We start from the raw sequence: 19124 nt of genomic DNA, 5'->3' as shown, positions 1-19124 counted from the left end.
CTGGCATGGTCGCGTGAGGTCTGTTTCGTGATCATGTGAGTCCGAGGAGGGCGAGTGGTCGGCCGGCGTCGCGGGCGTTGTGCCGGAGGCCGGCGGCGATGCCGCTCTTCCCGGCGAGGCGAAGGGCGCCGAGGGCGAGGTTGCGCCAGGTCGCCGTGGCGCGGGGCGCGGAGCCGGTTCGCAGCTGGGAGACGTCCTCGGCGAACGTCATGTCCCGGACGTCATGTCCTGGGCGTGGTGCAGGGCTTCGATCTTCCGGTAGCTGCGGATCAGCCGGGTGGGTTCGGCGGGTGCGGCCTGTTCCGCAGTGAGGCCGGTGACCGCGTGGACGGTGCGGATCGCGAGGGTCGGGCACCTCGGCCGGCCGCTCCAGCAGGCCCGGGATCTCCTCGGGCATGGCCCCGGGTTGCTCGCGGAGTCGGTCGAAGGCGAGGTCGAAAAGTGTGAGCAGTCGGCGGGCAGGTGTCACGTGAGCGCTCAAATGAGCGCTCTGCGGACAGAAATGGCCGAAGTGCTCATGCTTTGGGAAGGGGTGTCCCGTCCGGGGCAGGCGTCCACCCAGGCAGCGGCTGTTTTTGCGGTCGGGCCGCAGGCGGCTGCCTTGTTGAAAGGCGTGAGCAGTCGGCGGGCGCCTTTCTGCTGCCGGTGGGCCCGGGTGGTCACACCGTGCGGGTACGCCGGGGCAGTTCGGTCCGTCGGACCGGGCCGGAGGCCAGGGTGATGGCGACGCCCAGGGAGGCGAAGGCGCCGCAGCCGATGAACACCGGGGCGGTGCCCCAGGCTCCGACGGCGGCGCCGACCAGCGGGTAGCCGAGGGGTGCGAGGCCGACCATGGTGAGCATGACGACGGAGGTGACCCGGCCGAGGTAGGCGGGGTCCGCCGCGGCCTGTAGGAGGGTGCTGTTCAGACTGCCGAAGACGCCCGCGCTCAGTCCGATGACCACCGCCAGCACCACGGCGGTCCACAGAGCCGGGACCAGGGCGATGGTGGCCGCTCCCGTGCAGGCCACGAGCAGGGTTCCGGCCAGCACCAGGCCGGCGCGGGGCAGCCAGCCGGCGATGGTGAGCAGTGCGGCACCGGCCGCCGCTCCCGCGCCGAAGCCGCCGATGATCCAGCCGTAGCCGGAAGGGCCCCAGCCGCGCTCGGCGTTGAGGAGCACCATGCCGATGTTGAGCGTGCCGGTCAGACCCAGCTCGCAGACGGCACCGGCGGCGACGAGCGGGCCGATGAGGCGGTGGCGGCGTATGTAGCGCAGGCCGTCGAGGAGGTCCTTCCAGGCCGTGCCGGGCTCCGGCTGCTCCTCGCCTCGCTCCGGGAGGGGCCGTATCCGCGTCGTCAGCAGGAACGGCGGGGACAGCGCGAAGAGGAGGCCCGCGACGGTGAAAGCGGCCGCCGCGCCTCCGAGCCCCATGGCCAGCCCGCCGAGGGGCGGGCCCGCGATCTGGCTGAGGCGCACGGACAGGGAACGCATGCCGGCGACCCGGGCGAGCTGGTCGGCGCTGGTGATCCGCGGCGGGAGGGCCCCGATCGCGGGCACGAACAGCGCGTCCACGGCCCCGAAGACGAGTGCCACCGCGACCAGGAGCCACAGGGCCGGTGCGGTCAGCGCGATCGCGGCGGCCACCGAGAGGACGAGGAGGCAGCGCAGTGCGTCGCTGCCGAGGAGCACGCGGCGCGGGTCGAGGCGGTCGGCCAGCACACCTCCGCCCAGCATGAGTAACGCCCGCGGCAGCGCCGCGGCGGCCATGACGAGGCCGACCTCGGTGGGGCCGGCGGCCTTCTGGGCGGACCAGCCGAGGGCGACGAAGTACACGCCGTCACCGACGAGGGATGCGGTGTACGCGGTGAGCCAGCGCAGCACGTTGCCGTCGCGGTGGGCCGGTGGGGTGGCGCGTTCGGGCGGGGCTGTCTCCGCGGTGGTCATGGCGGGCTCCAGGAGTCGGGGACGGCGGGGTCAGGTCCGGAACGGGAAGCCGTAGAGGTGCACGGACACGTGCTCGCGGTCCGCCGTGTCGCCGGCCGCCTGGGCGAGCCTGCCGCGCTCCCGCCAGCGGCGGGCCAGCGCCTCGAGCTCGTCGCTCATCTCGGCGAGTTCGGCGGGGGTCAGGTCGAGCATCCATTCGGAGCTGAACGAGGCGTCCGTCCACGCCTTGCCCCAGGCGGCCGTCTGGTCCAGATACGCGCGGTACTGGGCGGTGCGGGTGTCGAGGATGCCGCGGGTCACCGCGCCCACGGCGGCGGACCCTTCGGGGGTGTCCGCGAAGTCCGAGTTGCGGAAGCCCCAGCCTTCCTCGGACGCCACCCGCCACCACCGCTCGCGGCCGTCGGTGCTCCGGCCGCTCGCCTCGGTCACGAAGCCGTGCTCGGCGAGCTTGCGCAGGTGGTAACTGACCAGCGACGGTGCCTGGTCGACCTGCTCGGCGAGCTGGGACGCGGTCGCGGTGCCCGCGACGTACAGCAGCCGGTAGAGCTGCATCCGCAGGGGGTTGGTGAACGCCTTCAGCCGGGACAGGTCGGTGATCTGCTCGGGTTCGCGCTTCGGTGCCATGCCCTCACCGTAGGTATGAAGCTTAATTTGCGCAATATATTTTTCGGATCTTCGATGGCGGGATCTTCGATGGCGGGGTCTCGGAGGGCGGGGGACCGGTGTTGTGCGGAACTGATCGGTTTTCGGCCGGTCGTGGGCTGTGCGCTTAGCACTGTTCCTGCTCTCGGGGGTCCACTTCGGTAACTCGTTGCTTATGGGCGGGGTCGGTCTGTCACCCTGGCGGCATTGATCGAGGTGTATTCGTACGAACTGCCCGGGGAGCTGCCCATGAGGGCCATTCCGACGCAACGGGAGACCCCGCGTGCCGTCCCGGAGGCGCCCGCGCGGGCGTGCGCGCGGGTGGACGCGGCGCTGTCCGGCGGCTCCCTCGCGCCGGGCACCGCGCGGGCCCTGGTGCGGACGGCGCTCGCCGACTGGACGGAGCACGCCCTGCCCGGCGCCGAGCACCTCACCACCCGGGCCGGCGACGACGCCACGCTGATCGCCAGCGAACTGGTCACCAACGCCGTCGTGCACGCCGGCACCGAGGTACGGCTGACCTGCCGCCTCGAGGAGGAGACCGGCGCCCTCGTCGTCGAGGTCACCGACCGCCACCCCTCCCGCGCCCCGCACGGCGGCGAGCCGGAGGCACCGCCCTACGAGAGCCCCGAGCACGGGCGCGGCCTGCGCCTGGTCGCCGCGCTCTCCGAGGCCTGGGGGATCACCTACCGGCCCGGCGCCAAAACCGTCTGGGCCCGGATCCCCGGCGGAGGGAGCTTGCCGGCGGACGGCACGGAGTACGCGAAGGAAGGGGCGGAAGGAGAGCAGGGGGCGGAGAGCGCGGGCATTCCGTTCGACGCGTACGTCTGGGAGGCGGAGCCCGACGGCGAGGAGTGGCGTTCACCCCGGCCGTACCGGCGGGACGGGGCCTGGCTGGGGCGTGGGGCGCTCTCCTTCCTCGCCGAGGCGTCCGATCTGCTCGCCGGGCAGCTGGACGAGGACCTGGTCGCCGCGCTCACCGGGCAGCTGATCGTGCCGCGGCTGGCGGACTGGTGCGCGGTGTGGCTCGAGGACGAGACCACCGGCCACGCCGACCGGAGCGACGGGGCACGGGTCGACGGACCCCGCCTCGCCCGCGTCTGGCACGCCGACGAGAGCCGCGTCGAGGCACTGAGCCGGGTGCTGGAGCAGGAGCCGCCGCCCCCCTCCGATCCGCTGAGCACCGGACCGGTCGTCTACCCCTGGCCGGAAAAGGCGCTCCACCTGACCGAGAGCCGCGAGGAGGACACCGGCCCCGGCACCGCCCTCGCCTACCGGCTCGTCGCCGGTGGCCGGCCGCTGGGGACGCTGGTGATCGGACGGGCCGGGATCGGACGGTTCCCGGACGAGGTCACCGGGCTGGTGGAGGACCTCGGGCGGCGCGTGGCGCTCGCCATCGGCGCCGCCCGGCAGTACGCCCGCCAGGCCACCATCAGCGCCGTGCTCCAGCGCGGGCTGCTGCCCGGCGCCGTCGCCGAGATCCCCGGCGTGCGGTCCGCCCTCGTCTACGAGCCCTTCGACAAGGGCGGACCGAGCGGCGACTTCTACGACCTGTTCCCCGCCGGACCGGGCCGCTGGTGCTTCACCGTCGGCGATGTCCAGGGCAAGGGCCCCGAGGCCGCCGTCGTCATCGGACTGGTCCGACCCTGGCTGCGGCTGCTCGCCCGCGAGGGCTACTGCGTCGCCGACGTCCTGGACCGCCTCAACCAACTGCTCCTCGACGACGCCACGGAGGCCGCCGACGCCGCCGCCCGCGCGCTCGTCGCCGCCGGCGCCCGCCCGACCGCTCCCGGGGACGGCCCCCAGACCCGCTTCCTCTCCCTGCTCTACGGCGAACTCACCCTCGTCGAGGGCGGCGCCCGGGTCACCCTCGCCTCCGCCGGACACCCGCTGCCGCTGCTGCTCTCGCCCGACGGGACGGTCCGTGCCGTGGCCCGGTCGCAGACCCTGATCGGGGTCGTCGAGGACGCCACCTACACCAGCGACTCCTTCGAGCTGCGCTCCGGCGACACCCTGCTCTGCGTCACCGACGGCGTCACCGAGCGGCGCTCCGGTTCCCGCCAGTTCGACGACGGCGACGGGCTCGCCACCGCGCTGGCCGACTGCGCGGGGCTGGACGCCGACCGGATAGCGGAACGTATCAGCAGGCTGGTCCACGAGTTCGGGGCGCGGCCGCCGGCGGACGATCTCGCCCTGCTGGTGCTCCAGGCGGACTGACCGGCCCACGGGCCGGGTGCGGGACAATGGAGCACATGCCTTCCGCACTCCCCGACGGCGAGCCCGTCCCCACCGACGGCGCGCTGCCCGCGTCCGCGCTCACCGGCGCCGCGGGCCGCCCCCTCGGGTTCTACCTGCACGTGCCGTACTGCGCGACCCGCTGCGGCTACTGCGACTTCAACACCTACACCGCCACCGAGCTGCGCGGCAGCGGCGGAGTGCTGGCCTCCCGCGACAACTACGCCGAGACCCTGATCGACGAGGTCCGCCTGGCCCGCAAGGTGCTCGGCGACGACCCGCGCGAGGTCCGCACGGTGTTCGTCGGCGGCGGCACCCCCACCCTGCTGGCCGCCGAGGACCTCGTACGGATGCTGGGCGCGATCCGCGACGAGTTCGGGCTGGCACCGGACGCCGAGGTCACCACCGAGGCGAACCCGGAGTCGGTCGATCCGGCCTACCTGGCGACCCTGCGCGCGGGCGGCTTCAACCGGATCTCCTTCGGCATGCAGAGCGCCCGGCAGCACGTGCTGAAGGTCCTCGACCGCACCCACACCCCCGGCCGCCCGGAGGCGTGTGTCGCCGAGGCGCGGGCGGCGGGCTTCGAGCACGTCAACCTCGACCTGATCTACGGCACCCCCGGCGAGTCCGACGACGACTGGCGGGCCTCGCTGGACGCGGCCCTCGGCGCCGGACCCGACCACGTCTCCGCGTACGCGCTCATCGTCGAGGAGGGCACGCAGCTCGCCCGCCGCATCCGGCGCGGTGAGGTGCCGATGACCGACGACGACGTGCACGCGGACCGGTACCTGATCGCCGAGGAGGCCCTGTCGGCGGCCGGCTTCGCCTGGTACGAGGTGTCGAACTGGGCCACCTCCGAAGCGGGACGCTGCCTGCACAACGAGCTGTACTGGCGCGGCGCGGACTGGTGGGGCGCGGGCCCCGGGGCGCACTCGCACGTGGGCGGGGTGCGCTGGTGGAACGTGAAGCACCCCGGCGCGTACGCGGCGGCGCTGGCGGAGGGGCGGTCGCCGGGGGCCGGGCGGGAGCTCCTCTCCGAGGAGGACCGGCGGGTGGAGCGGATCCTGCTGGAGCTGCGGCTGGAGGAAGGGGTTCCGCTCGCTCTTCTCCGCGCGGAGGGGCTGTCGGCGGCGCGCCGTGCCCTGACGGACGGGCTGCTGCGGCAGGAAGCGTACGACGAGGGGCGTGCGGCGCTCACCCTGCGGGGGCGGTTGCTGGCGGACGCGGTGGTGCGGGACCTGGTGGACTGAGCGGGTGCCGGGGGGAGGTTTTTCGCCCCCGCCGCCCCTTCCCTTCCCGTCCCCGGGGGCTGCGCCCCCGGACCCCCCCCCATCGGCCTGAACGGCCTCGTCCTCAATCGCCGGACGGGCTGAAAGCCGGCCCCGCCGGGGCGAAACCGGCTGGGTGGGTCAGGACGGGGCCGTCACGAAATCGATCAGTTCCTCGACCCGACCCAGGAGCGCCGGCTCCAGGTCCTTGTACGAGTGCACCGCGCCGAGGATCCGCCGCCAGGCCTCCCCGGTGTGGGCCACGCGCCAGCCCAGTGCCCGGCAGACCCCCGTCTTCCAGTCCTGGCCGTGCGGCACCCGGGGCCATGCCTCGATGCCCAGGGACGACGGCTTCACCGCCTCCCAGACGTCGATGTACGGGTGGCCCACCACCAGGGCGTGCTCGCCGGTGACCGACTCCGCGATGCGCCACTCCTTCGAGCCCGGCACCAGGTGGTCCACCAGGACGCCCAGCCGGGCGTCCGGGCCCGGCGCGAACGCGTCGACGAGCGCGGGCAGGTCGTCGACGCCCTCCAGGTACTCCACGACCACGCCCTCGACGCGCAGGTCGTCGCCCCACACCTTCTCGACCAGTTCGGCGTCGTGGCGGCCCTCGACGTAGATGCGCCCGGCGCGCGCCACCCGCGCGCGGGCGCCCGGGACGGCCACCGAACCGGATGCCGTACGGGTCGGCCGCGCCGGGCCCGCGGCGGGCCGCACCAGCGTCACCGTGCGGCCCTCCAGCAGGAAGCCGCGCGGCTCCAGCGGGAAGACCCGGTGCTTGCCGAAGCGGTCCTCCAGGGTCACCGTGCCCGCCTCGCAGCGGATCACCGCGCCGCAGAATCCGCTGCCGGGCTCCTCCACCACCAGACCGGGCTCGGCCGGGACCTCGGGGACGGGCCGGGACTTCTTCCATCCGGGGGTCAGGTCAGGGGAGTACGGGCGCATTCCGATGACGATAGGAGAAGCGGGCCCCCGTTCGGCCGAAGGGTCAGCCCGACACGCCGAAACGAGCCGCGAGGGCGTCGCGCTGGGCCCGTACGAACGCCGCGTCCACCACCGCTCCGTGACCGGGCACGTACACCGCGTCCTCGCCGCCCAGGGCGAGCAGCCGGTCCAGGGCGGCCGGCCACCGCGAGGGGACGGCGTCGGGGCCGGCCTGCGGATCGCCGGACTCCTCCACCAGGTCGCCGCAGAAGACCACCTCCGGGTCGCCGGGCACCAGCACCGCCAGATCGTGGGCGGTGTGGCCGGGGCCCACGTTCGCGAGGAGCGCCTGCCGTCCGCCGCCCAGGTCGAGCGTCCACTCGCCGGACACCAGGTGCCGGGGGCGGACCAGTGTCAGCGCGTCCACGGCCTCCTCCGCGGCCCGCGCGTCCAGGCCCTCGCGCTCCGCGTCCGCGCGCAGCTCCTCGCCGCCCCGCGCCAGCGCCGTGTCCAGGCCCACCGCGCCGAACACCTCCGCGCCCGCGAACACCGCCGCCCCCAGCACATGGTCGAAGTGGGGGTGGGTGAGCGCGAGATGTGTCACACGCCCGCCGGCGAGCGCCTGCGCCTGCGCCCGCAACCGGGCGCCCTCGCCCAGGCTCGAACCGGCGTCCACGAGCAGCGCCGTGCCCGCGCCGACGACGAGCCCCGCCGTGCAGTCCCACACCGGCAACCGGCGCCGGCCCACTCCCGGCGCCAGCCGTTCCCACCCCGACTCTTCCCAAGTCACCGCCATACCGCGACGCTAACCGTCCACGGACCGCCCGGCACGACGGTGTGGGACCGGCCTTGCCCGGGGTGTACCCCCCGGCCGTACACTGGGCGGGGACGTCTGGCACTCGCGTGCGAAGAGTGCCAGGACATCAGGGAACGGACCGGGCGGAAGGCTTCTGGAGGTGTGCGCCGTGCTCAGTGAACGCAGGCTCCAGGTGTTGCGCGCCATCGTTCAGGACTACGTCGGAACCGAGGAGCCCGTCGGCTCCAAGGCCCTCACCGAGCGGCACAAGCTGGGCGTCTCCCCGGCCACCGTGCGCAACGACATGGCGGCCCTGGAGGACGAGGGGTTCATCGCCCAGCCGCACACCAGCGCCGGGCGCATCCCCACCGACAAGGGCTACCGGCTCTTCGTGGACAAGCTCGCCGGGGTCAAGCCGATGACCGCGCCCGAGCGGCGCGCCATCCAGAACTTCCTCGAGGGCGCCGTCGACCTGGACGACGTCGTGGCCCGCACGGTGCGGCTGCTGGCGCAGCTGACCCGGCAGGTCGCCGTCGTGCAGTACCCGTCGCTGACCCGCTCGACCGTGCGGCACGTGGAGCTGCTCCCGATGGCGCCCGCGCGCGCCATGCTGGTGCTGATCACGGACACCGGGCGGGTCGAGCAGCGCATGATCGACTGTCCGGCGCCGATCGGCGAGGCGACCCTGGGGGATCTGCGGGCGCGGCTCAACAGTCGTGTCGCGGGCCGACGTTTCACCGATGTACCGTCTCTCGTCGAGGATCTCCCCGAGGCCTTCGACCCCGAGGAGCGCGGTACGGTCTCGACCGTGCTCTCCACCCTCCTGGAGACGCTCGTCGAGGACAACGAGGAGCGGCTGATGATCGGCGGTACCGCCAATCTGACCCGCTTCGGACATGACTTCCCCCTTGTGATCCGGCCCGTGCTGGAGGCGCTCGAGGAGCAGGTCGTGCTCCTCAAGCTGCTGGGCGAGGCGAAGGATCCGGGCGTGACCGTGCGTATCGGTCACGAGAACGCCCACGAGGGACTCAACTCCACCTCAGTGGTGTCGGTGGGCTACGGTTCGGGCGGCGAGGCTGTTGCCAAGCTCGGCGTGGTCGGTCCGACCCGCATGGATTACCCGGGAACGATGGGAGCGGTACGCGCAGTGGCACGGTACGTCGGACAGATCCTGGCGGAGTCGTAGTGGCCACGGACTACTACGCCGTACTCGGCGTGCGCCGCGACGCGTCGCAGGAGGAGATCAAAAAGGCCTTCCGGCGGCTCGCCCGCGAGCTGCATCCGGACGTCAACCCGGATCCGAAGACCCAGGAGCGGTTCAAGGAGATCAACGCCGCCTACGAGGTGCTGTCGGACCCGCAGAAGAAGCAGGTCTACGACCTCGGCGGCGACCCGCTCCAGCAGGCCGGGGCCGGCGGCGGCGCGGGCGGCTTCGGAGCGGGCGGCTTCGGGAACTTCTCCGACATCATGGACGCGTTCTTCGGCACGGCGTCGCAGCGCGGTCCGCGCTCGCGCACCCGCCGCGGCCAGGACGCGATGATCCGGATCGAGGTCGAGCTGGACGAGGCCGCGTTCGGCACGACCAAGGACATCCAGGTCGACACGGCGATCGTGTGCACCACGTGCAGCGGTGAGGGCGCCGCGCCCGGGACCAGCGCGCAGACCTGTGACATGTGCCGCGGCCGCGGTGAGGTCTCGCAGGTCACCCGGTCCTTCCTGGGCCAGGTCATGACCTCGCGCCCCTGCCCGCAGTGCCAGGGCTTCGGCACCGTCGTCCCGAACCCGTGCCCGGAGTGCGCCGGCGACGGACGCGTCCGCTCCCGCCGCACCCTGACCGTGAAGATCCCGGCCGGTGTCGACAACGGCACCCGGATCCAGCTGGCCGGCGAGGGCGAGGTCGGCCCCGGCGGCGGTCCCGCCGGCGACCTGTACGTGGAGATCCACGAGCTGCCGCACAGCACCTTCCAGCGGCGCGGCGACGACCTGCACTGCACGGTCACCATCCCGATGACGGCGGCCGCCCTCGGCACCAAGGTGCCGCTGGAGACGCTGGACGGCATGGAGGAGGTCGACATCCGGCCCGGTACCCAGTCCGGCCAGTCGATCCCGCTGCACGGCCGGGGCGTCACGCATCTGCGCGGCGGCGGCCGGGGCGACCTCGTCGTGCACGTCGAGGTGCAGACCCCGAGCAAGCTCGACCCCGAACAGGAACGCCTGCTGCGCGAGCTCGCCAAGCTCCGCGGCGAGGAGCGCCCGCTGGGCCAGTTCCAGCCGGGGCAGCAGGGGCTGTTCTCCCGGCTGAAGGACGCTTTCAACGGGCGCTGAGCGGGCGTCGGTGGTGGTGCCGGGGGCCCGGGGGTCGTTCCCCGGGTGAGCACAGCCGGCCGGGGCGGCAGGGGCTGTTCTCCCGGCTGAAGGACGCTTTCGACGGGCGCTGACGGACGACACCGACGGGGTGCTGCGCGCGGGGGCCGGGAACGGCTCCCGCGGTGCTCCGGAAGGCGTTCCGGGGGCACCCCGGAAGGCGTTCCGGGGGCACCCCGGAAGGCGTTCCGGAGCTCCCCGAAAACTGCCCCGGAGATGCCCCGGACACGGCCCGCGCCAAGGGCAAGGGCCGGTTAAGCCCCGATTCGGAGATGTCCGAAGGACGTGGCAACATGCCGTCATGTCCTTGGCGCTCACCGATCTCCTTCCGCACCCCGTCGTGCAGGCCCCCATGGCGGGCGGTGTCTCCGTGCCGCAGCTGGCCGCGGCCGTCTCCGAGGCGGGCGGGCTCGGTTTCCTGGCCGCCGGGTACAAGACCGCGGACGGGATGTACCAGGAGATCAAGCAGCTGCGCGGACTGACCGGCCACCCGTTCGGCGTCAACGTCTTCATGCCCCAGCCCGAGACCCCCGACCCGGCCGCCGTCGGCGTCTACGCCCACCAGCTGGCCGGCGAGGCCTCCTGGTACGAGACCGAGCTCGGCGACCCGGACAGCGGCCGCGACGACGGCTACGACGCCAAACTCGCCGTCCTGCTCGACAACCCGGTGCCGGTGGTGTCGTTCCACTTCGGTGTGCCGACCCGCGAGGTCCTGGACTCCCTGCGCCGCGTCGGCACGTTCACCCTGGTCACCGCGACCACCGCCGAAGAGGCGCGGGTTGTGGAGCGGGCGGGCGCCGACGCGGTGATCGCGCAGGGCGTCGAGGCCGGCGGCCACCAGGGCACCCACCGGGACCTCCCGGAGAACGACGGCTCCGGCATCGGACTGCTGTCCCTGGTCGCCGAGGTGCGGGAGACGGTGGGCATCCCGATCGTCGCCGCCGGCGGCATCATGCGCGGCAGCCAGATCGCCGCGGTGCTCGCGGCCGGCGCCCGGGCGGCCCAGCTCGGCACCGCCTTCGTCGCCACCCACGAGTCCGGCGCGCACGCCCTGCACAAGCGGGCGCTGACCGACCCCCTGTACGTCCGCACCGAACTGACCCGAGCCTTCTCGGGACGCCCGGCCCGCGGCCTGGTCAACCGGTTCCTGCGCGAACACGGCCCGTACGCGCCCGCCGCCTACCCGGACGTCCACCATCTCGCCGCGCCGCTGCGCAAGGCCGCCGCCAAGGCGGGGGACGCACAGGGCATGGCCCTGTGGGCGGGACAGGGCCACCGGATGGCCCGGGAGCTGCCCGCCGGGCAGCTGGTGGAGGTGCTGGTCGCCGAACTCGCGACCGCCCGGGCGGAGTTGTTGGCAGGAGGTGCCGCATGACCGCGCCGGTCTTCGTGGTGAAGGACTTCGGCACGGACGGCTCCGGACACCATGTGCTCGACGGCCCCGAGGGGCGGCACGCCGTCTCCGTGAAGCGGCTGCGGGCCGGGGAGAGCGTCGTCCTCACCGACGGCGCGGGCCGCAGGGCCGAGGGCGAGGTGACCGGCACCGAGGGCAAGGACCGGCTGATCGTGCGCCTCGGGGACGTCGTCGAGGAGCCCGTGGAGTCGCCCCGGCTCACCGTCGTCCAGGCGCTGCCCAAGGGCGACCGGGGCGAGCTGGCCGTGGAGACGATGACCGAGGTCGGCGTCGACGCGATCGTGCCGTGGTCGGCGGCGCGCTGCATCACGCAGTGGAAGGGCGAGCGCGGGCTGAAGTCCCTCGCCAAGTGGCGGGCGACGGCCCGGGAGGCCGGGAAGCAGTCCCGCCGGGCGCGCTTCCCCGAGGTCGCGGACGCGGCGACGACCAAGCAGGTTGCCTCACTTCTCGCCGAAGCCGACTTCGCCGCCGTGCTCCACGAGAGCGGAACCGAACCCCTGGCGACCGCCGAACTCCCCGCCACCGGCAGCATCGTGCTGGTCGTCGGCCCCGAAGGCGGGGTCTCGCCGGAGGAGTTGGCGCTCTTCGCGCAGGCCGGCGCCGCACCCTACCGCCTGGGCCGCAGCGTCCTGCGCACCTCCACCGCGGGCACCGCCGCCACGGCCGTCCTGCTGGCCCGCACGGGCCGCTGGTCCTGACACCCCCGGCCGGCCGTTCGCCGTCAGCCGCGCGGCCGGCCGTCAGCGGTCCGCCGCGCGGGCGGCGGCGACCGCCGGGAACAGGTCCCAGCCGTCCAGCTCCGCGGTCCCGCCGAGCAGCCCGCGCCGGACCGCCTCGTCGACGAAGGCCCGTACGACACCGGGCTCGTGCAGGTTGAGCGCCGCGTGCCCGCCGAGGGCCACAGCCCCGGAGTGCAGGAAACCGTCGGGGACGAAACGGCCCTCGCCGCCCCGGAACACCAGGTGGGTCGTGGTCGTCGTCCCCTCCCGGGTCAGTGCGAGCACCTCGTGGCAGGGCTCGCCGGTGTGGTGCCGATGACGCACCGACCACAGGTAGGCGGTCGTTCCGCCCGGGGCGGTGTCGTCCACGACGAGTCGTCTGATCCGGCGTTCGCTGCGCATCGCTCCACGGTAGTGAGGAGTGGCCGTATGCGCCCTACCGTCACGCGTGGGGGCGGTGGCAGGCTGCCGGACATGGGGGCATCGAGGCGGGTTCGGGGCGGGACGCGGTGGCGGCGGGCAGTGCCGGCCGTCGGGTTCGTCGTGGTCGCCGTGGGCGGGGCCGTGGCGTGCGAGCCGGGTTCGGTCGGCACGGCGGCGGTGGCGCACACGACCGACGAGACGGTCACCAGAGAGCTCAACCAGCAGAAGGCAGGGGTGCGTTGGCTCAGCTGCACCGCCTCCTACGGGAACCAGGACGGCGCGTCCTCGCCGCCCGCGAGTGAAAAGACCGTGGCCACCGTGGACTGCGACGGGGAGACCGAGGACGGCAAGGAGATCACCGTCACCGGGAAGATCACCCATGCCGTCGAAGGCGCCTGTGTGCGCGGGGACATCACCGCGAAAGTGGACGGCAAGCAGTGGTTCCGGGTCGACGGCCTGGGCGACTGCGACGCCACCAGCCCGCCCGCGGTGGGCGAACCCACGCACCGCGGCCCGCGGCCCACCGTCACCGTGACGGTCACCACGACCGTGTGGTGCGAGCAGTACCCGTCCTGTCGCCCCGTCGAGGGCAAGTGATCCAAACCTCTGTCCAGGCCGACCCCGCGTGCATAGGGTGATCGAGTGACACAGTCTGCATCGGTCGCCCCCGCCGCGTATCTCCGGTTCCCGCATCCGTACGGCGAGTTGGTCGCCTTCACCGCCGAGGACGACGTGTGGCTCGCCCCGCTCGACGGCGGCCGGGCCTGGCGGGTGAGCGCCGACAACGTGCCGGTGACGCTCCCCCGTATCTCGCCCGACGGCGCCACCGTCGCCTGGACCTCCACCCGGGACGGCGCCCCCGAGGTGCACATCGCCCCCGTCGAGGGCGGCCCCGGACGGCGTCTGACGTACTGGGGGAGTGCGAAGACCCAGGTGCGCGGCTGGACCCCGGACGGGAAGGTCCTGGCGCTCAGCACCCAGGGCCAGGCCAGCCTGCGCCGCACCTGGGCCCGCGCGATCCCCCTCGACGGCGGACCCGCCACCACCCTGCCGTACGGCCCCGTGGGCGACGTCGCCCACGGGCCGCGCACGGTCCTGCTGTCCGCGACGATGGGCCGCGAGGCCGCCTGGTGGAAGCGGTACCGGGGCGGCACGGCGGGCAAGCTGTGGATCGCGCGGGAGACCGGGGGCGAGGGCGGCGACGGCGCCCCGGCCGACGGCCCGGAGGAGTTCGTCCGGCTGCACGGCGACCTCGACGGGAACATCGAGCACCCGCTGTGGGTACGTGACAGGGTCGGCTTCCTCTCCGACCACGAGGGCACCGGCGCCCTGTACTCCTCCCTCGCCGACGGGTCCGACCTGCGCCGGCACACCCCCCTCGGAGGTTTCTACGCCCGGCACGCCGCCACCGACGGCACCCGCGTCGTGTACTCCTGCGCCGGTGAGCTGTGGATCCTCGACGACCTGGACGGGGCCGAACCGCGCCTGCTCGACATCCGGTTGGGCGGGCAGCGCACCGACCTCCAGCCGTTCCCGGTGAACGCCGCCCGCTGGTTCGGTTCCGCCTCCCCCGACCACACCGCGCGCGGCAGCGCCGTCTGCGTGCGCGGTACCGTCCACTGGGTCACCCACCGCGCCGGCCCGGCCCGCGCGCTCGCCGCCACCCCCGGTGTACGGGCCCGCCGCCCGCGCACCTTCCGCGTGGACGGCGAGGAGTGGGTGGTGTGGGTCACGGACGCCGAGGGCGAGGACGCCCTGGAGTTCGCCCCCGCCACCGGCCTCGCCCCCGGAGCCACACCGCACCGGATCGCCGCCGGGCGGCTCGGCCGCGTCCTGGGCCTCGCCATGGCGCCCGACGGCAGCCGTGCCGCTGTCGCCTCGCACGACGGCCGCCTCCTGCTCGTCGAGCGGGAGACCGGCGAGGTCCGCGAGGTCGACCGCAGCGAACACGGCGACGTCTCCGGGCTGACCTTCTCGCCCGACTCCGCCTGGCTCGCCTGGTCCCACCCCGGCCCCCGCCCGCTGAGCCAGCTGAGGATCGCCGACACCGCCGGCCTGACGGTCACCGAGGCGACCCCGCTGCGCTTCCAGGACTACGCGCCCGCGTTCACCCTCGACGGCAAGCACCTCGCCTTCCTGTCGACCCGCTCCTTCGACCCCGTCTACGACGAGTTCGTCTTCGACCTCGCCTTCGTCGAGAGCGCCCGCCCGCACCTGATCACCCTCGCCGCGACGACCCCGTCCCCGTTCGGCCCGCAGCGGCACGGCCGCCCCTTCCAGACACCGGACCGGGACGAGACCCCCGACAGCGAGGGCACCCCCGCCACCCGGATCGACCTCGAAGGGTTGGCCGACCGGATCGTGCCGTTCCCGGTCGAGGCCGCCCGCTACTCCAACCTGCGCGCCGCCAAGGACGGGGTGCTGTGGCTGCGGCACCCGGTGCGCGGTGTGCTCGGCGCCTCCAGGGCCACCCCCGACGACCCCGACCCCAAGACCGAACTGGAGCGCTACGACCTCGCCCAGCAGCGCCTCGAGCACCTGGCCGTGGACGCCGACCACTTCGAGGTCGGCGGCGACGGCAAGCGGGTGCTGCTGTGGACCGACGGGCGGCTGAAGGTCGTCCCCAGCGACCGGCGCGCGCCGAACGACGACGACAGCGACGGCAACATCACCGTCGACCTCGACCGGGTGCGCCAGTTCGTCGACCCGGCCGCCGAGTGGCGGCAGATGTTCGACGAGGCCGGCCGCATCATGCGGGACAACTACTGGCGGCCGGACATGAACGGCGTCGACTGGGACGGCGTCCTCGACCGCTACCGGCCCGTCCTCGACCGGCTCGCCACCCACGACGACCTGGTCGACCTCCTCTGGGAGGTACAGGGCGAACTCGGCACCTCGCACGCCTACGTCACCCCGGGCGGCGGCCACGGCGGCGGCGCCCGGCAGGGCCTGCTCGGCGCGGACATCTCCCGTCACGAGGACGGCAGTTGGCGCGTCGACCGGATCCTGCCCGCGGAGACCTCCGATCCGCAGGGCCGCTCCCCGCTGGCCGCGCCCGGCGTCGCGATCCGCACCGGCGACGCGATCGTCGCCGTGGCCGGACAGCCGGTCGACCCGGTGACCGGACCGGCGCCGCTGCTGGTCGGCACCGCGGACAAACCGGTCGAGCTGACCGTCTCCCCGGCCGGCGGCGGGGAGACGCGGCACGCGGTGGTCGTCCCCGTCGCCGACGAGGAGCCGCTGCGCTACCACGCCTGGGTCGCCGACCGGCGGGCCCACGTCCACGAACTGTCCGGCGGTCGGCTCGGCTACCTCCACGTGCCCGACATGCAGGCCCCCGGCTGGGCCCAGATCCACCGCGACCTGCGGGTCGAGGTGACCCGCGAGGGCCTGATCGTCGACGTCCGGGAGAACCGCGGCGGGCACACCTCCCAGCTCGTCGTCGAGAAGCTGGCCCGGCGGATCGTCGGCTGGGACCTGCCGCGCGGCATGCGCCCGGAGAGCTACCCGCAGGACGCGCCGCGCGGTCCCGTGGTCGCCGTCGCCGACGAGTTCTCCGGCTCCGACGGCGACATCGTCAACGCGGCGATCAAGGCGCTCGGCATCGGCCCGGTCGTCGGCACCCGCACCTGGGGCGGCGTCATCGGCATCGACAGCCGCTACCGGCTCGTCGACGGCACCCTCGTCACCCAGCCCAAGTACGCCTTCTGGCTGGAGGGGTACGGCTGGGGCGTGGAGAACCACGGCGTGGACCCGGACGTCGAGGTGGTGCAGCGACCGCAGGACCACGCGGCGGGGCGGGACGTGCAACTGGACGAGGCGGTCCGGCTGGCGCTGGCGGCGCTCGAGGAGACACCGGCGAAGACGCCGCCGACGCTGTCCTGACCGACGTGACCGACGCGACCGAGCTGAGGGAGGCGACCGATGCGGCCGAAGCAACCGAGGAAACCGAGACAGCCGAAGAAGCCGAAGCGGCCGAGGTGACCGAAGCGGCTGAGGTGACCGAAGCGGCCGGCGCGACGGTGTGACGGATACGATGCCCGGGTAGGCGATCACCCGGGCATCCCCCGGGCGGCAACCGGGCAGCAACCGGGCGAGGAGGCACACCCATGGCAGGGGAACCGCAGGACGACTGCCTGTTCTGCAAGATCGTCGCCGGGCAGGTTCCGTCGACGATCGTCCGCGAGACGGAGACGACCGTCGCGTTCCGCGACATCAACCCGCAGGCGCCGACGCACGTCCTGGTCATCCCGAAGGCGCACCACAAGGACGCGGCGGCCCTGGCCGCGGCCGCCCCCGAGGTCGCGGCGGACGTCCTGCGCGAGGCGCAGGCCGTCGCGGACCAGGAGCAGTTGGAGAGCCACCGCGTCGTCTTCAACACCGGCAGCGGCGCCGGGCAGACCGTCTGGCACGCGCACGCCCACGTCCTGGGCGGTCGCGGTCTCGAGTGGCCCCCCGGATAGGCGGCTCCTTGTCCGTGCGCGAACTGGTGGTGCTCGGCACCGCCAGCCAGGTCCCCACCCGCCACCGCAACCACAACGGTTATCTGCTGCGCTGGGACGGCGAGGGCATCCTGTTCGACCCCGGCGAGGGCACCCAGCGCCAGATGCTGCGCGCCGGGGTCGCCGCGCACGACCTGAACCGGATCTGCGTCACCCACTTCCACGGCGACCACTCGCTCGGTCTCGCCGGAGTGATCCAGCGCATCAACCTCGACCGGGTCCCGCACCCGGTCACCGCCCACTACCCGGGCTCCGGGCAGCGCTTCTTCGACCGGCTGCGCTACGCCACCGCCTACCGCGAGACGGTCGGCATCACCGAGGCGCCGGTCGGCGCCGACGGCCCGCTGGCCCGCACCGCCGGGTACACCCTGGAGGCACGGAGGCTGTCGCACCCCGTGGAGTCGTACGGCTACCGGCTGGTCGAACCCGACGGGCGGCGGATGCTGCCCGACCGGCTCGCCGCGCACGGCATCGAGGGCCCGGACGTCGGCCGCCTCCAGCGCGAGGGCACGCTCGACGGGGTCCCGCTGGAGGCGGTGAGCGAGGTGCGGCGCGGCCAGCGGTTCGCGTTCGTCATGGACACCCGGCTCTGCCCGGGGGTGTACGCGCTGGCCGAGGGCTGCGACCTGCTCGTCATCGAGTCCACGTTCCTCGACGAGGACGAGGAACTCGCCGTCGAGCACGGTCATCTGACGGCGGGCCAGGCGGCCCGGGTGGCGCGGGACGCGGGCGTGCGGCACCTGGTGCTCACCCACTTCAGCCAGCGCTACGGCGACCCGGAGGAGTTCGAGCGGCAGGCGCGGGCCGCCGGGTACCGGGGAGAGCTGACCGTGGCGCGCGATCTGCTGCGGGTGCCGCTTCCGAAGCGTCGGTGAGATCGCCGTACGATATTTCGATGCCCGTACCCAAAGCCGAACTGCACCTTCACATCGAAGGCACCCTCGAGCCCGAGCTCGCCTTCGCCCTCGCCGCGCGCAACGGCGTCGCACTGCCCTGGGCCGACACCGACGCCCTGCGTGAGGCGTACCGGTTCGAGGACCTCCAGTCGTTCCTGAACCTGTACTACGAACTGATGGCGGTGCTGCGCACCGAGCGGGACTTCGAGGACCTCGCCGACGCCTACCTGGCCCGCGCCGCCGCCCAGGGCGTGCGGCACGCGGAGATCTTCTTCGACCCGCAGGCCCATCTGTCCCGGGGCGTCGCCATGGACACGGTGGTCGACGGGCTGTGGCGGGCACTGGAACGCGGCGAGCGGACGCACGGCGTCTCGACCCGGCTGATCATGTGCTTCCTGCGGGACGAGTCCGCCGAGTCGGCCCTGGCGACCCTGGACGCCGCCAAGCCCCACCTGGACCGGATCACCGGGGTCGGCCTCGACTCGGCCGAGGTCGGACATCCGCCGGCGAAGTTCCGCGAGGTGTACGAGGCGGCCGCCGCGCTCGGACTGCGGCGGGTGGCGCACGCCGGTGAGGAGGGGCCGCCGGAGTACATCACCGAGGCGCTGGACGTCCTCGGCGTCGAACGGATCGACCACGGACTGCGCTGCACGGAGGACCCGGCGCTGGTGGAGCGGCTGGTACGGGACCGCGTCCCGCTGACCCTGTGCCCGCTGTCCAACGTCCGGCTGCGCACCGTGGACACCCTCGCCGACCACCCGCTGCCCGCGATGCTCGACGCCGGCCTGCTGTGCACGGTGAACTCCGACGACCCGGCCTACTTCGGCGGCTACGCCGGGGACAACTTCGACGCGGTGCGCGACACCCTCGGCCTCGGCCCGGAGCGGCTGCGCGAACTGGCCCGCAACTCCTTCCTCGCCGCGTTCCTGGACGACGACGAGGAACGCCGGGCGCGCTACCTCGCCGAGGTGGAGGCCTACGTCTTCCCGTAGGCTCCCGCGGCTCCCGCGGCT

Annotated in this window: 18 protein-coding genes; 12 read left to right on the top strand and 6 right to left on the bottom strand. The window is 73.7% G+C overall.

What is annotated here, in order from left to right; genetic code table 11:
* Positions 1-31: 31 nt before the first annotated feature.
* The 3 genes from ACWEQO_RS14740 to ACWEQO_RS14730 form a co-directional block, all read right to left on the bottom strand.
* Positions 32-211, bottom strand: a complete 180-nt coding sequence (locus tag ACWEQO_RS14740; RefSeq protein WP_361455945.1) for a hypothetical protein — start codon at positions 209-211, stop codon at positions 32-34.
* Positions 212-659: 448 nt separating this feature from the next.
* Complete coding sequence (locus ACWEQO_RS14735) at positions 660-1925, bottom strand: MFS transporter (protein ID WP_452982857.1); 1266 nt, start codon at positions 1923-1925, stop codon at positions 660-662.
* 30 nt (positions 1926-1955) lie between these two features.
* Positions 1956-2549, bottom strand: coding sequence for an ArsR/SmtB family transcription factor (locus tag ACWEQO_RS14730; RefSeq protein ID WP_361455939.1), 594 nt, complete (start codon positions 2547-2549; stop codon positions 1956-1958).
* Between the two features lie 267 nt (positions 2550-2816).
* Here ACWEQO_RS14730 and ACWEQO_RS14725 point away from each other — a divergent pair, with 267 nt between their 5' ends.
* Entirely contained in the window at positions 2817-4784 is a 1968-nt protein-coding gene (locus ACWEQO_RS14725) for a SpoIIE family protein phosphatase (protein WP_361456149.1), read from the top strand.
* Positions 4785-4819: 35 nt separating this feature from the next.
* Positions 4820-6052 (top strand): radical SAM family heme chaperone HemW, encoded by a 1233-nt coding sequence (gene hemW / locus ACWEQO_RS14720; RefSeq protein ID WP_361455936.1) that lies wholly within the window; start codon positions 4820-4822, stop codon positions 6050-6052.
* A gap of 159 nt (positions 6053-6211) precedes the next feature.
* On the opposite strand, the gene ACWEQO_RS14715 is transcribed toward hemW, so the two are convergent.
* Positions 6212-7018 (bottom strand): DUF3097 domain-containing protein, encoded by an 807-nt coding sequence (locus tag ACWEQO_RS14715; RefSeq protein WP_361455933.1) that lies wholly within the window; start codon positions 7016-7018, stop codon positions 6212-6214.
* A gap of 43 nt (positions 7019-7061) precedes the next feature.
* Entirely contained in the window at positions 7062-7793 is a 732-nt protein-coding gene (locus ACWEQO_RS14710; RefSeq protein WP_452982852.1) for an MBL fold metallo-hydrolase, read from the bottom strand.
* Between the two features lie 169 nt (positions 7794-7962).
* On the opposite strand from ACWEQO_RS14710, the gene hrcA reads away from it, so the two are divergent.
* The 4 genes from hrcA (at position 7963) to ACWEQO_RS14690 (ending at position 12269) form a co-directional block, all read left to right on the top strand.
* On the top strand, positions 7963-8979 hold the full coding sequence (gene hrcA, locus ACWEQO_RS14705; RefSeq protein WP_361455927.1) for a heat-inducible transcriptional repressor HrcA: 1017 nt from the start codon (positions 7963-7965) through the stop codon (positions 8977-8979).
* Positions 8979-10118: a molecular chaperone DnaJ gene (gene dnaJ / locus ACWEQO_RS14700; protein ID WP_363032332.1), complete on the top strand. Its 1140-nt coding sequence runs from the start codon at positions 8979-8981 to the stop codon at positions 10116-10118. Before hrcA ends, dnaJ begins: the two co-directional genes overlap by 1 nt.
* 340 nt (positions 10119-10458) lie before the next feature.
* Positions 10459-11532, top strand: a complete 1074-nt coding sequence (locus ACWEQO_RS14695) for a nitronate monooxygenase (RefSeq protein WP_452982847.1) — start codon at positions 10459-10461, stop codon at positions 11530-11532.
* Entirely contained in the window at positions 11529-12269 is a 741-nt protein-coding gene (locus ACWEQO_RS14690; RefSeq protein ID WP_452982844.1) for a 16S rRNA (uracil(1498)-N(3))-methyltransferase, read from the top strand. The genes ACWEQO_RS14695 and ACWEQO_RS14690 overlap by 4 nt, the downstream gene beginning before the upstream one ends.
* A 42-nt stretch (positions 12270-12311) precedes the next feature.
* Here the strand turns inward: ACWEQO_RS14690 and ACWEQO_RS14685 are convergent, their stop codons facing one another.
* On the bottom strand, positions 12312-12692 hold the full coding sequence (locus tag ACWEQO_RS14685; protein WP_452982841.1) for a hypothetical protein: 381 nt from the start codon (positions 12690-12692) through the stop codon (positions 12312-12314).
* Between the two features lie 72 nt (positions 12693-12764).
* On the opposite strand from ACWEQO_RS14685, the gene ACWEQO_RS14680 reads away from it, so the two are divergent.
* From ACWEQO_RS14680 to ACWEQO_RS14655, 6 genes are all read left to right on the top strand, one after another.
* On the top strand, positions 12765-13310 hold the full coding sequence (locus tag ACWEQO_RS14680) for a hypothetical protein (RefSeq protein WP_361455913.1): 546 nt from the start codon (positions 12765-12767) through the stop codon (positions 13308-13310).
* 45 nt (positions 13311-13355) lie between these two features.
* Entirely contained in the window at positions 13356-16598 is a 3243-nt protein-coding gene (locus ACWEQO_RS14675) for a S41 family peptidase (protein ID WP_452982837.1), read from the top strand.
* A 5-nt stretch (positions 16599-16603) separates the two neighbouring features.
* On the top strand, positions 16604-16741 hold the full coding sequence (locus ACWEQO_RS14670) for a hypothetical protein (protein WP_452982834.1): 138 nt from the start codon (positions 16604-16606) through the stop codon (positions 16739-16741).
* Between the two features lie 81 nt (positions 16742-16822).
* Entirely contained in the window at positions 16823-17176 is a 354-nt protein-coding gene (locus tag ACWEQO_RS14665; RefSeq protein WP_361455904.1) for a histidine triad nucleotide-binding protein, read from the top strand.
* An 8-nt stretch (positions 17177-17184) separates the two neighbouring features.
* The gene (locus tag ACWEQO_RS14660) at positions 17185-18090 is read left to right on the top strand and encodes a ribonuclease Z (protein ID WP_452982831.1); all 906 of its coding nucleotides are present in this window, start codon (positions 17185-17187) and stop codon (positions 18088-18090) included.
* Positions 18091-18110: 20 nt separating this feature from the next.
* On the top strand, positions 18111-19103 hold the full coding sequence (locus ACWEQO_RS14655; protein ID WP_452982828.1) for an adenosine deaminase: 993 nt from the start codon (positions 18111-18113) through the stop codon (positions 19101-19103).
* The last annotated feature ends 21 nt before the right edge of the window (positions 19104-19124 follow it).

The sequence above is a fragment of the Streptomyces sp. NPDC004051 genome (assembly GCF_053604275.1).
Note: the sequence above shows the minus strand (reverse complement) of the source record. Positions and strands in the feature narration are given on the sequence as shown.